The 12,838-nt window shown below is 68.7% G+C and carries 9 protein-coding genes; 6 read left to right on the top strand and 3 right to left on the bottom strand.

Annotated elements, in window-relative coordinates; translation table 11 throughout:
* The first annotated feature begins 111 nt into the window (after positions 1-111).
* Together V2J18_RS17575 and ahpD are read left to right on the top strand one after the other, a co-directional pair.
* Complete coding sequence (locus V2J18_RS17575; protein ID WP_064748907.1) at positions 112-651, top strand: peroxiredoxin; 540 nt, start codon at positions 112-114, stop codon at positions 649-651.
* 380 nt (positions 652-1,031) lie between these two features.
* The gene (gene ahpD / locus V2J18_RS17570) at positions 1,032-1,559 is read left to right on the top strand and encodes an alkylhydroperoxidase, AhpD family (RefSeq protein WP_064748908.1); all 528 of its coding nucleotides are present in this window, start codon (positions 1,032-1,034) and stop codon (positions 1,557-1,559) included.
* Between the two features lie 106 nt (positions 1,560-1,665).
* On the opposite strand, the gene V2J18_RS17565 is transcribed toward ahpD, so the two are convergent.
* The 3 genes from V2J18_RS17565 to V2J18_RS17555 all read right to left on the bottom strand — a co-directional run bounded on the left by V2J18_RS17565 (position 1,666) and on the right by V2J18_RS17555 (position 7,249).
* Positions 1,666-2,349 (bottom strand): YceH family protein, encoded by a 684-nt coding sequence (locus V2J18_RS17565; RefSeq protein ID WP_064748909.1) that lies wholly within the window; start codon positions 2,347-2,349, stop codon positions 1,666-1,668.
* 33 nt (positions 2,350-2,382) lie between these two features.
* On the bottom strand, positions 2,383-4,074 hold the full coding sequence (gene ybaL, locus V2J18_RS17560) for a YbaL family putative K(+) efflux transporter (protein WP_064748910.1): 1,692 nt from the start codon (positions 4,072-4,074) through the stop codon (positions 2,383-2,385).
* A 769-nt stretch (positions 4,075-4,843) separates the two neighbouring features.
* Positions 4,844-7,249: a TonB-dependent receptor plug domain-containing protein gene (locus V2J18_RS17555; RefSeq protein WP_336132466.1), complete on the bottom strand. Its 2,406-nt coding sequence runs from the start codon at positions 7,247-7,249 to the stop codon at positions 4,844-4,846.
* Positions 7,250-7,457: 208 nt separating this feature from the next.
* Between V2J18_RS17555 and V2J18_RS17550 the strand changes: the two genes are divergently transcribed.
* The 4 genes from V2J18_RS17550 (at position 7,458) to V2J18_RS17535 (ending at position 12,700) form a co-directional block, all read left to right on the top strand.
* Positions 7,458-9,335 carry an ABC-F family ATP-binding cassette domain-containing protein gene (locus V2J18_RS17550; RefSeq protein ID WP_064748912.1) on the top strand — a complete coding sequence of 626 codons (1,878 nt, stop codon included), beginning with the start codon at positions 7,458-7,460 and terminating at the stop codon, positions 9,333-9,335.
* A 343-nt stretch (positions 9,336-9,678) separates the two neighbouring features.
* The gene (locus V2J18_RS17545; RefSeq protein ID WP_064748913.1) at positions 9,679-9,996 is read left to right on the top strand and encodes an FmdB family zinc ribbon protein; all 318 of its coding nucleotides are present in this window, start codon (positions 9,679-9,681) and stop codon (positions 9,994-9,996) included.
* A gap of 219 nt (positions 9,997-10,215) precedes the next feature.
* Complete coding sequence (gene aspS, locus V2J18_RS17540; RefSeq protein ID WP_336132465.1) at positions 10,216-11,982, top strand: aspartate--tRNA ligase; 1,767 nt, start codon at positions 10,216-10,218, stop codon at positions 11,980-11,982.
* A gap of 175 nt (positions 11,983-12,157) precedes the next feature.
* A complete protein-coding gene (locus tag V2J18_RS17535) occupies positions 12,158-12,700 on the top strand; it encodes a GNAT family N-acetyltransferase (RefSeq protein WP_336132464.1) in 543 nt (180 codons plus the stop codon).
* Positions 12,701-12,838: the final 138 nt, after the last annotated feature.

Below are 12,838 nucleotides of genomic sequence, written 5' to 3'. Positions count from 1 at the left end.
CAATTCATTTCAGTAATCAAATGCTGGCGTGCAACATAAGCGCCATAGGTTGTGCTTGCCGGCGTCACCCCCCTCTACCACCCTCCCATCCTTAGTCTAGGAGTCATCAACATGCTTTCGATCGGCGAAAAGTTCCCGAAGTTCAAGGTCAAGGCCACCGTCGGTATCGAGAACCTCGATAGCGCGTTCGCGGACATCGACAACGACACCTACAAGGGCAAGTGGCTGCTGGTGTTCTTCTATCCGAAGGACTTCACCTTCGTCTGCCCGACCGAGATCAAGGGCTTCGGCGACCTGAACCAGCAGTTCCTCGACCGCGATTGCCAGGTCCTGGCCGCCTCGACCGACAGCGAGTTCGTCCACCTGGCGTGGCGCAAGGACCACAAGGATCTGCGCGACCTGCCGTTCCCGATGCTGGCCGACATCAAGAAGGACCTGACCTCGGCGCTGGGCATCCTGACCGAAGACGGCGTCGCCCAGCGCGCCACCTTCCTGGTCGATCCGGAAGGCATCATCCGCTTCGTCTACGTCACCGACGGCTCGGTCGGCCGCAACCCGCAGGAGGTGCTGCGCGTGCTCGACGCGCTGCAGACCGACGAGCTGTGCCCGTGCAACTGGAACCAGGGCGAGAACACCCTCAAGGTCGCCTGATCCTCGCCGGGCCGTCCCCCGAACGGGCGGCCCGGCTCTGATCGGAGCACAGCTGATCCGAGCACGCCCGATCCGACCGCTGAGCGTTTTCCCGTGGCGCCGGATTCCGTGACCCGGCTCCCCCTTGGTTCTCCCTGCGCTGGCGGCGCCGCCGGCAGCGCAGTCTTCTTCGGTCATTCCCGCATGCGGGCCGGCTCGGCCGGCCTCCCTCCCTCCCGTGCGGGATGCCTGCAGCCGGGGTTCGCCCCGGCTGCCCCTAATCGCAGCAACGTTCCTTTCCGTCGTTTCCGAGCCCGCCTTGCGCCCCGCGCACGCCCGCCAGGCGGCGACGCCTGCCCGTCCTCCGGACCGGCGCCTTCCGCAGCATTCAGGAGTTCCCGATGAGCCTTTCCGATCTTCGCAATTCGCTTCCCGATTACGCCAAGGACCTCAAGCTCAACCTCGACAGCGTGCTCAGCGACGCCGGTTCGCCGGGTCTGGACGGCAAGCAGATCCGCGCCATCGCGCTGGCCTCGGCGATCGCCTCGCGCTACAAGCCGCTGGCCGCCGCGATCGAGGCCTTCGCCGCCGAGAAGCTGTCGCCGGAAGAGATCGCCGGGGCCAAGGCCGCGGCCGCGGTGATGGCGATGAACAACATCTATTACCGCGCCACCCATCTGATCCAGAACGAAGAGTACGGGCAGCTGCGCGCCGGCCTGCGCATGAACGTCATGGCCAGCCCGGGCATCGACAAGATGTCGTTCGAACTGGCCTCGCTGGCGGTGTCGGCGATCAACGGCTGCGGCGCCTGCATGGACTCGCACGAGAAGGTGATCCGCAAGCACGAGATCAACGCCCAGGGCGTGCAGAGCGCGCTCAAGATCGGCGCGGTGGTGCATGCGGTGGCGGTGACGCTGGAGCAGATGTAAGCCCCGGCCTGGCCGAGGACGCCAACGATCGCCGGCCTCGTGCCGGCGATTTTTTTGCCCCGCGATCGCCGCTCCTACAAGAGCGGCACGCGCCGCGCAGCGCGACTCAAGCGCCCGCCGCTTCCAGCCGCGCTTCCAGCTCGGCGATCTTCGCCTCCAGGGCTTCGATGCGTTCGACCAGGGCCGACTGCGCCGGCGCATACCCGCCGCCGTCGGCATGGCCGGCTTCGTGCGCGTTGCCGTGCCAGACCGGTTCGCCGCTCAGCAGGTGACCGTAGCGGTCTTCGCGCTGGCCGCTCTGCCGGCCCAGCATCCGCACCAGCGGCGGGTTGTGCTGAGCCAGCCGTTCCAGTGCGTATTGCACGTCGCCGACCGAGTCGAACTTGGCCAGGCGTTCGCTGCGCGACAGCAGTTCGTAAGCGGTCTGCGGGCCGCGCAGCATGAGCAGGGCGATCAGCGCCGCTTGCGGCCGGGTCAGGTCCAGCACCGCGGCGGCGCGGTGGGAATAGCGCTCGGCGCGGGCGGTGTGCTGCGACTTGACCCAGCCGCGCGGTTCCAGCCGGCGCAGGGCGTTGGCGATCTCGCCCTGTTCCAGCTGCATCGTCGGTTCGCGCGCGGTCTTCTGGTTGCAGGCGGTGACGATGGCGTTGAGGGTCAGCGGATAGACGTCGGGCGTAGTCGCTTCTTTCTCGATCAAGCAGGCGACGATGCGCGCCTCGACCGCGTTGAGCTGCGGCGCGGCGGATTCGGCAACGTCCTGGGTCGGGGTCGGGTCGGTGGCTTCGCTCATGGCGGTATCGCAGTGGAGTGGGGGAAACCGCGCTCAGGTCAGCGCGGTCGAAGGCGGCAGGTGGCGGTCGCCACGATACACCGGCGCGGCCATGACCATTTCCGCCAGGCTGTGGGCGAGCTCGCGCTCGGCCATCACCGCGCCGTCGGCGCCGTGTTCGAGCAGGTGCCGGACCTCGTTGTCGCTGTGCGCGCGGGCGACGATGCTCAGCGCCGGGTTGATCTCGCGCAGCTTGGCGATGATCTCTCCGGCCTCCAGCGCCTGCGGGATCGCCAGCATGACCGTGGTCGCGCGCTCCGGCAGCGCTTCGCGCAGCACCCGCTCGTTGACCGCGTTGCCGAGGATCGCCGGCAGGCCGGCGGCGCGCGCCTTGGCGATCAGGCTGTCCTCGCCGTCGATCACCACCAGCGGCACGCCGCGTTCGGTCAGCAGCCGCGCCAGTTCGCTGCCGACCCGGCCGTAGCCGATCAGGATCACGTGTTGGCCGATGTCGGCCGGTACGGCCGGCGGCGCCGCGTCGGCCTGGGCTTCCTGCAGGGCCGCGGCCTCGCGCGCCTGCTTGCGGTCCAGCCAGGCGAACAGCAGCGGGTTGACGATGATCGACAACAGCGCGCCGGCCAGGATCAGGTCCTGGCCCTCCTTGGGCAGGATCTCCAGGTCCAGGCCGAGGGTGGCGAGGATGAAGGAGAACTCGCCGATCTGGGCCAGGCTGGCGGAGATCATCAGCGCGGTCGAATGCGGCTTGCCGAACGCGCGCACGATCGCGTACGCGGCCACCGACTTGCCGACCACGATGATCGCGAACACCGCCAGCACCTCCAGCGGCTCCTGGATCAGGATCATCGGATTGAACAGCATGCCGACCGAGACGAAGAACAGCACCGCGAACGCGTCGCGCAGCGGCAGGGTTTCGTTGGCGGCCTGATGGCTGAATTCGGATTCGTTGAGCATCATCCCGGCGAAGAACGCGCCGAGCGCGAACGACACGCCGAACAGTTCGGCCGAGCCGAACGCCACGCCCAGGGCGATCGCCAGCACGCACAGGGTGAACAGTTCGCGCGAGCCGGTACCGGCGACGCGCTCGAGAATCCACGGAATCACCCGGCGGCCGACGATTAGCATCACCGCGATGAAGGCGCCGACCTTGGCCAGGGTGGTGAACAGCTGCGACCAGATCTGCGCGCCGTCGGTGGTCTCGCCCTTGAGCAGTCCCGACAGTGCCGGCAGCAGCACCAGGGCCAGCACCATCGCCAGGTCTTCGACGATCAGCCAGCCGACCGCGATCCGGCCTTTGCCGGTCTCGACCAGGCGCCGTTCTTCCAGGGCCCGCAGCAGCACCACGGTGCTGGCGACCGACAAGGCCAGGCCGAACACCAGTCCCGCACCGTGCGACCACCCCAACATCCAGGCCATGCCCCAACCCAGGGCGGTGGCGACGGCGATCTGCACCACCGCGCCGGGCAGGGCGATGCCCTTGACCTCGAGCAGGTCGCGCAGCGAGAAATGCAGGCCGACGCCGAACATCAGCAGGATGACGCCGATTTCGGCCAACTGCGGCGCGAGGGTCTGGTCGCCGACGAAACCGGGCGTGAAGGGGCCGGCGACGATGCCGGCGATGAGGTAGCCCACCAGCGGCGACAGCCGCAGGCGTTGCGCGATCATTCCGAAGATGAAGGCCAGGACGAAGCCGGCTACCAGAATCGCGATCAGGGACGTGTGGTGCATCGGCTCTCCTGTGGTCTGGTCCCAGCAAGAATGTGAGCAAGGCGGGTTTCGGCGCAAGTGTTTTTGCCGATTTCTGTGCTCGCAAATGATTGTTTCTGCTTGATTTTTGTCTCGCTCGGCGGGCGGGCGACGAACGGCGCGGTGCGTGCGGGCCTTGGATTGAAGGGATTTGCCCGCATCGGGCGCTACCCGGCGATGGCGACGCGGCCGGGGTCTTGGGCATGAACGATGATTCAGCCCGATGCGCCGCTTTGCGTATGCATCATGTGAAATTGCGCGAGCCGAGCGGCTGCGGCGGCGTGGCGTGCTTTGTGTAGGAGCGGCGCAAGCCGCGACCGCGTTCTTACGGTCTCGCGCCGTTTCTTGTTCGGAGGCTTCCAAAGCTTCAAAGCTGAAAGCTTCCGTCCGCAAGCGGCCGGGTCACTTTCTTTGTCCAAGGCGACAAAGAAAGTAACCAAAGAAAACGCCATGGCTGTTTCGGATCAAGAGCCACTATGGGACGGGGTTTGCGCAGGGCTGCTCCGCACAGGCCATCCCTGGCCTGGCTGCGCACGGCCCGCATCCTTGCGGGCCGCCCTCCGGGGCTGCAGGGCGTTCTCGCGAGTTCGATGCAGCGCCAAGCTCATTACGGCAACGGCAACGGCAACGGCAACTGCAACTGCAACTGCAACTGCAACTGCAATGACAACGACAACCGCAACGGCCTTACAAAGTGCGAAGGCCGCAACGGCGGCCTTCGCATGCGTGCCGAGGGCTCAATGCAGCAGGTTCACCACTTGTACCCGACTTTGGCGTAAGCGAAGGCGCCGTTGAAGCCGAACGGGGCGTAGCTGCTGTAGGGCAGCTGGCCGCTTTCGCTGTTGGCGTAGATCGCCTCGTCGGGGTATTCGTTGAGCACGTTGTCGCCGCCGACGGTGAACTCCCAGCCGTTCACCGCATAGGTCGCGGCCAGGTCGAGGGTCCATTTGGCGGCGAAGGTCTGGTCGCGCGCGCCGCTGGGGTCGTCGTTGAACGTGTGGAATTCGCCGTAGCGGGTTGCGGTGGCGTCGAAGCGCCAGCCGCCGGCGGTGGCCCAACTGCCGCCGAGGAAGAACTTGTCGCGCGGCGCGCCCTGGGTGATGCGGCCGCGCTCGACCCGGCCGATGCGCTGCAGGTTGAGGCCGCCGGCGGTCAGGCCGGGCGGATTCGGCGCGATCCGTTCCAGGGTGGTCTTGTTGCGGTTGTAGCCGGCGGTGAGGTCGAGCGTGCCGCTGGCCAGCGGCCAGCGATAGCTGCCGACGATGTCGAGGCCGCGGGTGCGGGTGTCGACCGCGTTGGTGAAGTAGCGGCCGCCGTTGATGCCGGGATAGCCGCGCGCTTCCAGGAAGCGCGCGACCGCCGGGCCGCGCAGGTTTTCCGACAGGATGATGCGATCGTCGATGTCGATCTGGTAAGCGTCGACGGTGACGTACAGCGACTCCAGCGGCTGCAGCACCAGGCCCAGGCCGATGTTGGTCGACTCCTCGGCCTTGAGCGGTTCGGCGCCGAGCGCGACCGCGGCCGGATCGTCGACGGCGAAGGTGCGGACCTGGAACGGGTTCGGGTCGCCGAGCACGATCACGGTCTGGGTCGATTGGTAGAACTGCTGCTGCAGCGAGGGCGCGCGGAAGCCGGTGGACACGGTGCCGCGCAGCGCGACCTTGTCGTTGAAGGCGTAGCGCGCCGACAGCTTGCCCGAAGTGGTCTGGCCGAAGTCGCTATAGCTTTCGTAGCGCGCCGCCGCGCCCAGCGACAGCTTGTCGGTAACGTCGGTTTCCAGGTCCAGATAGAACGCATGGCTGTTGCGGTTGCGGCGGCTGGCATCGGCCGGGGTGAAGCCGGGGAAGACCTGCGCGCCGGGCGCGCCCGGCTCGGGGCCGGCGACATAGGAAGCCGGTTCGCCCGGCGACTGGTTGAACTTCTCGCCGCGCCATTCGGCGCCGAAGGCGACGGTCAGCGGATAGTCCAGCCAGCCCAGGTCGAAGGCCTTGTTGACGTCGGCGTTGAGCACGTTCTGGGTGACTTCCAGCGCGCCGATGTAGAAATCGCGCGGCGAGTTCGCGCCCAGGCTGCGGTTGAGGCTGTGGCGGACGTCGAAGTCGAGCTGGTTCTGGCCGTAGTTGTAGCTCAGGTCCAGGTTCCAGCCGCCGGCCGTCTGGCCGCGCAGGCCGAACACGAAGGCGCGGTCCTGGCTGAGGTTGTCGATCTGCGGCAGGAAGCCGTCCGGATACACCGAGCGGATGTTGTTCGGATTGCCCGCCGCGCGGAAGTAGCCGTTGGAAATGGCGCGACGGCGGCTGGCGGTGCCGAAGGAATAGAACTCCACGCCTTCGGCCGGGCTCCATTGCGCGTTGTAAGCCAGCGCGGTCTGGTCGATCTCCGGATCGCCGTAACGGTGCACGACCTTGCCGGGCGGATTGCTGGTCGGACCGACCGAGCCGAGGTAGGGGCGGGCGCGGTTGGTGTTGTCCTGGTGCCCGCCCTGCGCGGCCAGGTGCAGCTTGCCGTTTTCCCCGAAGGAGAAGCCGGCGTCGCCGGAGAGCTGGTGCTGCTCGCCGTCGCCGGCGCTGTACTGACCGTAGCGCGCGGCGATCGAACCGCCGTCGCCGGCGCCCTTGAGCACCACGTTGACCACGCCGGCGATGGCGTCGGAGCCGTACTGCGCCGAGGCGCCGTCGCGCAGCACTTCGACCCGCTCGATCGCGGCGATCGGGATCGCGTTGAGGTCCACCGGCGAGGACCCACGGCCGATGCTGTCGTTGAGGTTGATCAACGAGGTGGTGTGGCGGCGTTTGCCGTTGACCAGCACCAGCACCTGGTCCGGCGCCAGGCCGCGCAACTGCGCCGGGCGTACCGCGTCGGTGGCGTCGGTGATGGCCGGACGCGGGAAGTTCAGCGAGGGCAGGGCGCGCGACAGCGCGGTGGCCAGCTCGACCGTACCGGTGGCCTCCAGCGTCTGCGGGCTGATGATGTCGATCGGCGCGGTCGATTCGGCCACGGTGCGATCGGCGACGCGGGTGCCGGTGACGATCAGGGTGTCGAGGTTGGTCGGGTTGGCCTCGGCCGGGGCGGTGGCCGGCGCCTGCGCCCAGGCGGGCGAGGCGGTGAGGGCGAGCAGGACGGCGCTGGCGAGCAGGGACGGGTTGCGGCGGTGCATGGACACTCCGGGGCGGATCGAGCGGGGGACGCCGGGCCGAATGCCGCCGCTGCGGCCGGCGCCGGTGGCGCGCTTTGCCGCAGAAGGCGTCCGGATGGGCGCGTGGGGGCGGTCGGATACCGACGGACCGATTATTCGACGGGCGTCGTGCGCGCGGCCGAACATGTCCTCATGAGCAAATATCGATCAGTCATGCGACCATATCGGCATGATTTCCTTCCGTGATTTCGCCCTGCGGCGCGGCGAACGCCTGCTGCTGTCCCAAGTCGACCTGGCCCTGCATGCGGGCTGGCGGGTCGGTGTGATCGGCCGCAACGGCACCGGCAAGTCCTCGCTGTTCGCGGCGATCCAGGGCGAAGTCGAGGCCGACCGCGGCGACATCGACGTGCCCAACCGGGTGCGCATCGCCAGCGTGGCGCAGGAAACCCCAGCCCTGTCGGACCCGGCGCTGGACTTCGTCCTGTCCGGCGACAGCCGCGTCTACGAGGTCATCGTCGCCGAGCGCGAAGCGGTCGAGCGCGAGGACTGGGAAGCGGTGGCCGAGGCCCACCACAAGCTGGAGGAGCTCGGCGGCTACGACGCCACCGCGCGCGCCGGCAAGCTGCTGCACGGCCTGGGCTTCAGCGCCGACACCCACGAACGCGCGGTCAAGGAGTTCTCCGGCGGCTGGCGGGTGCGCCTGAATCTGGCGCGGGCGCTGATGACGCCCTCGGACCTGCTGCTGCTCGACGAACCGACCAACCACCTCGACCTCGATGCGGTGCTGTGGCTGGAGCAGTGGCTGCTCAAGTACCCCGGCACGCTGCTGATGATCTCGCACGACCGCGAGTTCCTCGACGGCGTCAGCACCCACACCCTGCACCTGCACGAGGGCAAGGCCAAGCTCTACGTCGGCGACTACACCGCCTTCGAGCGCCAGCGCGCCGAGCACCTGCGCCAGCAGCAGATCGCGTTCGAGAAGGAACAGGCCGAGCGCGCCCATCTGCAGAGCTTCATCGACCGTTTCAAGGCCAAGGCCAGCAAGGCCAAGCAGGCGCAGTCGCGGATGAAGCGCCTGGCCAAGCTGGCCGGCACCGAGGCGGTGCGCGCCGAGCGCTCGCTGCGGATCGACCTGCCGGTGCCGGACAAGCTGCCGCACGCGCTGCTGCGCCTGGTCGAAGCCGACTGCGGCTACGGCGCGCACACGGTGCTGCACGGCGCCAGTTTCATCCTCGAAGCCGGCGACCGGGTGGCCCTGCTCGGCCCGAACGGCGCCGGCAAGTCGACCCTGGTCAAGTCCCTGGTCGGCGAGTTGCCCTTGCTGGCCGGCGAGCGCAGCGGACATCCCGATCTGCGCATCGGTTACTTCGCCCAGCACACGGTGGAATCGCTGCGCGAAGGCGCCAAGCCCATCGACCTGCTCGGCGAGATCGCGCCCGGCGTGGCCACCCAGCAGCTGCGCGATTTCCTCGGCAAGTGGAATTTCCCGGGCGACCGCGCCTTCGAATCGGTGGACGGCTTCTCCGGCGGCGAGCGCGCGCGCCTGGCCCTGGCCCTGATCGCCTGGCGCAAGCCGAACGTGCTGCTGCTCGACGAGCCGACCAACCACCTCGATCTGGACATGCGCGAAGCGCTGGCCGAGGCGCTGGCCGATTTCGACGGCGCGATCGTGCTGGTCTCGCACGACCGCCACCTGATCGGCCTGGTCTGCGAAACCTTCGTCCGCGTCGCCGACGGCGTCGCCCAGGCCTTCGACGGCGACCTCGACGCCTACGCCAGCTGGCTGCGCACCCGCGATTCCAGCAACGACGGCAAGGCCAAGCCCGCCGCCGCGGCACCGGCAGCGGCACCGGCACCGGCACCGGCCGCGCCGGCGCCGGCCGGCAAGAACGCGCGCAAGGTCAATCCGGTCAAGTTGGCGGCGGCGGAAAAGCGCGTGGCCGAGCTGGAGTCCAAGCTGCATACCTTGGACATGGATCTGGCCGATCCGACCCAGTACGCCGGCGGCGGCGACAATGCCGCCGAGCTGTCCAGGCAGCGCGATCAAGTCGCGGCCGAGCTGGCGCAGGCCGAGGCCGATTGGATGGCGCTGTACGAGACGGCGTGAAGCCGGAGCGCAAGAACGGCGCTGCCTTCGCCGCCCGGCCGTGCACGGCCGAGCGCGCCCTGTCGGACCTGCCCCGCAGGAGCGGCGCGAGCGGCGATCGACCGAAGCGGGCGGGATACCGCGTCACCGGCCGCAGCCAGGCCGCCCGGAGGCCGCAGAGACCGAACCTTCGATTGCCCGGGCATCGGCTGCCGCGACTGCGTACATCGCCGTGGTGGATCGTGGCTCGCGCCGCTCAGGGGGCTGGGGCCCCGATCCGGCCCGCCGCCTAGCCCCGGGCGCTTGCATCCGCGCCGTCCGGCCCCACACTGTGCCCCTCCCACCCGTTTCAGCCGTTACCGTCATGCCGATCTATGCCTTCCAGTGCAGCGCCTGCGGGCACAGCTTCGACCGTCTGCAGAAGCTGTCCGACGCCGATCCGACCGTTTGCCCCGAGTGCGGCGCCGAGAAAGTCGGGCGCCAGCTGACCGCGCCGCAGTTCCGCCTGGCCGGCGGCGGCTGGTACGAGACCGATTTCAAGAAGGACGGCGACAAGAAGCGCAATCTGGCCGACGGCGGCTCCTCGGGCCTGGCCGAGGCCAAGCCCGCGGACAAGCCGGCCGAAAAGAAGGCCGACCCGGCCCCGGCCGCGGCCAGCAAACCGGCGTCCGGCGCCGCCTGAGCCCGGCCAGCCGGCCAGCTGCCGCAGGGGCGCCGCGAGGCGCCCTTTTGCGTTGAGGCGGGATGCCGCGCTCGCCGCGACGGGCCCGACCCCTCGCCGGCGGGCGGCCTGGACTAGAATGGTCGGTCCCGGCTCCGGCCGGCGCGGGCCGCCTGCGTTTCGCGGCCCGCCCTCCTGCTGCACTCCCCACGATTCACCGATCGACCCAACGGAGCTTTCATGCGTACCCACTTCTGCGGCCTCGTCGACGAGGCGCTGATCGGCCAGACCGTCACCCTGTGCGGCTGGGTCAACACCAATCGCGTCCAGAGCCACGTGGTGTTCACCGATCTGCGCGATCACGAAGGCGTGGTGCAGATCGTGGTCGATTCGGACATGGGCGAGCTGTTCAAGACCGCCGGCGATCTCAGCGTGGAAAGCTGCGTACGCGTGACCGGCACGGTGCGCGCGCGCGGCGCCGCCAACGACAAGATCCGCAGCGGCAAGGTCGAAGTGCTGCCGAGCGCGATCGAAGTGCTGAACAAGGCCGAGCCGCTGCCGTTCCACGCCCACGAGAACGCCGGCGAGGAGACCCGCCTGACTTACCGGTACCTGGACCTGCGCCGTCCGGAGATGCAGCGGATGATGCGCACGCGCATCCGTCTGGTGCAGTCGCTGCGCCGCTGGCTGGACGCGCGCGGCTTCCAGGACATCGAAACCCCGATCCTGACCAAGGCCACCCCGGAAGGCGCGCGCGACTTCCTGGTTCCGGCGCGCATGCACCCGGGCGAGTTCTATGCCCTGCCGCAGTCGCCGCAGCTGTTCAAGCAGATCCTGATGGTGGCCGGCTTCGACCGCTACTACCAGATCGCTCGTTGCTTCCGCGACGAAGCCCTGCGCGCCGACCGCCAGCTCGAGTTCACCCAGCTCGACATGGAGTTCGCCTGGGTCTCCGAGCGCGACGTGCAGGACACCGTCGAGGGCATGATCCGCGAGGTGTTCAAGGAAACCATCGATGTCGAACTCGACGCGCAGTTCCCGCGCATGACCTATGCCGAGGCCATGCGCCGCTACGGTTCGGACAAGCCGGACCTGCGCATCGGGCTGGAATTCGCCGACATCGCCGAACTGGTCAAGCGCTGCGAGTTCAAGGTCTTCACCGATTGGGCCAACCACGCCGACGGCCGCGTGATCGCGTTGCGCGCGCCGGGCGCCGCGGGCTGGTCGCGCAAGCAGATCGACGAGGCCGGCGCGCATGCGGCCAAGCACGGCGCCAAGGGCCTGGCGTGGATGAAGATCGAGGACGCCGGCAAGGGCCGCGAGGGCATCAACTCGCCGATCGCCAAGTTCTTCGACGACGCCACCCTGGCGGCGATCGTCGCGGCCGCCGGCGCGCAGACCGGCGACATGATTTTCTTCGGCGCCGCCGACTACAAGACCGCCAGCGACTTCATGGGCGCGCTGCGCCTGAAGCTGGGCCGTGACCTGAACCTGGTCGAGGACGGCTGGAAGCCGCTGTGGGTCACCGATTTCCCGATGTTCGAGTGGGACGAGGACGCGCAGCGCTACGTCGCCCTGCACCATCCCTTCACCGCGCCGGCGGTGGACGACATCGCCGACCTGCGCGCCAACGCCAAGACCGCGGTGTCGCGCGGTTACGACATGGTGCTCAACGGCAACGAGATCGGCGGCGGTTCGATCCGCATCCACCGCCCGCAGATGCAGTCGGCGGTGTTCGACCTGCTCGGCATCGGCGCGGAAGAGGCCGAGGCGAAGTTCGGCTTCCTGCTCGACGCGCTCAAGTACGGCGCGCCGCCGCACGGCGGCATCGCCTTCGGCATCGACCGCATCGCCGCGCTGATGGCCGGCACCGAGTCGATCCGCGACGTGATCGCCTTCCCCAAGACCACCACCGCGCAGTGCCTGATGACCGGCGCGCCGTCGCCGATTCCGGACGCGCAGTTGGCCGAAGTGCACGTGATGGTGCGGCCGAAGGACCCGGCCTGATCCACGTCCGCGGCGGTCCGGCGGATGCCGGGCCGTCGTCGCGACGTTGCGCCTTGGAACAGGGGCCTTGGCCCCGGTGCATTCGATCGGGAGCGTACCGGCCCGGACCGATGCGTCGGAGCCGAGGCCCCTTTCGCGTCGAATTTTCAACCCACCGAGTCGAACGACTGCGCACATGAACGCCGACGCCCAGCCCGAGAACTTCAGCATCCGCCGGGCCGCGCCGGCCGACACCGCCGCCCTGGCCGAGATTTCCGCGCGCAGTTTCGTCGAGACCTTCGGCGATTCGTATCCGCCCGAGGATCTGACCCGGTTTCTGGCCGAGACTTATTCGCACGCGGCGATCGGCGCCTTGCTGGCCGATCCGCGTTACGCGGCCTGGCTGCTCGAACGCGACGGGGTTGCGGTCGGCCACGCCCTGGCCGGTCCCTGCGGCCTGCCGCATGCGGACGTCGCGCCGGGCGACGGCGAACTCAAGCGGCTGTACGTGCTGCGCGAGGCGCAGAACGGCGGTTGGGGCGGGCGCCTGTTCCAGACCGCGCTGGACTGGCTGGAACGCGACGGCCCGCGCACGCTGTGGATCGGCGTTTGGTCGGAGAACTACGGCGCGCAGCGTTTCTACGGCCGACACGGGTTCGAGAAAGTCGGGCATTACGAGTTCGTGGTCGGCGACACCCGCGACCACGAATTCATCCTGTGCCGCAACGCGCGCGGCTGAGCGTCCTCTCCGGGCGCGACGACTGCCCCTGTAGGAGCGGCGTAAGCCGCGACCGCCGCAGCGACGATCGAAAGCGCGGCATCCGACGACCGGATTGTCGGGCTTCCGGGGAGCGCTTACGCACACCGCTTCGGTTGT

Origin of the sequence: Lysobacter firmicutimachus (genome assembly GCF_037027445.1) — a bacterium.
Lineage (GTDB): Bacteria > Pseudomonadota > Gammaproteobacteria > Xanthomonadales > Xanthomonadaceae > Lysobacter > Lysobacter firmicutimachus.
The sequence above is the reverse complement of the archived record's forward strand: the minus strand, read 5'-3'. Positions and strand labels throughout refer to the sequence as shown.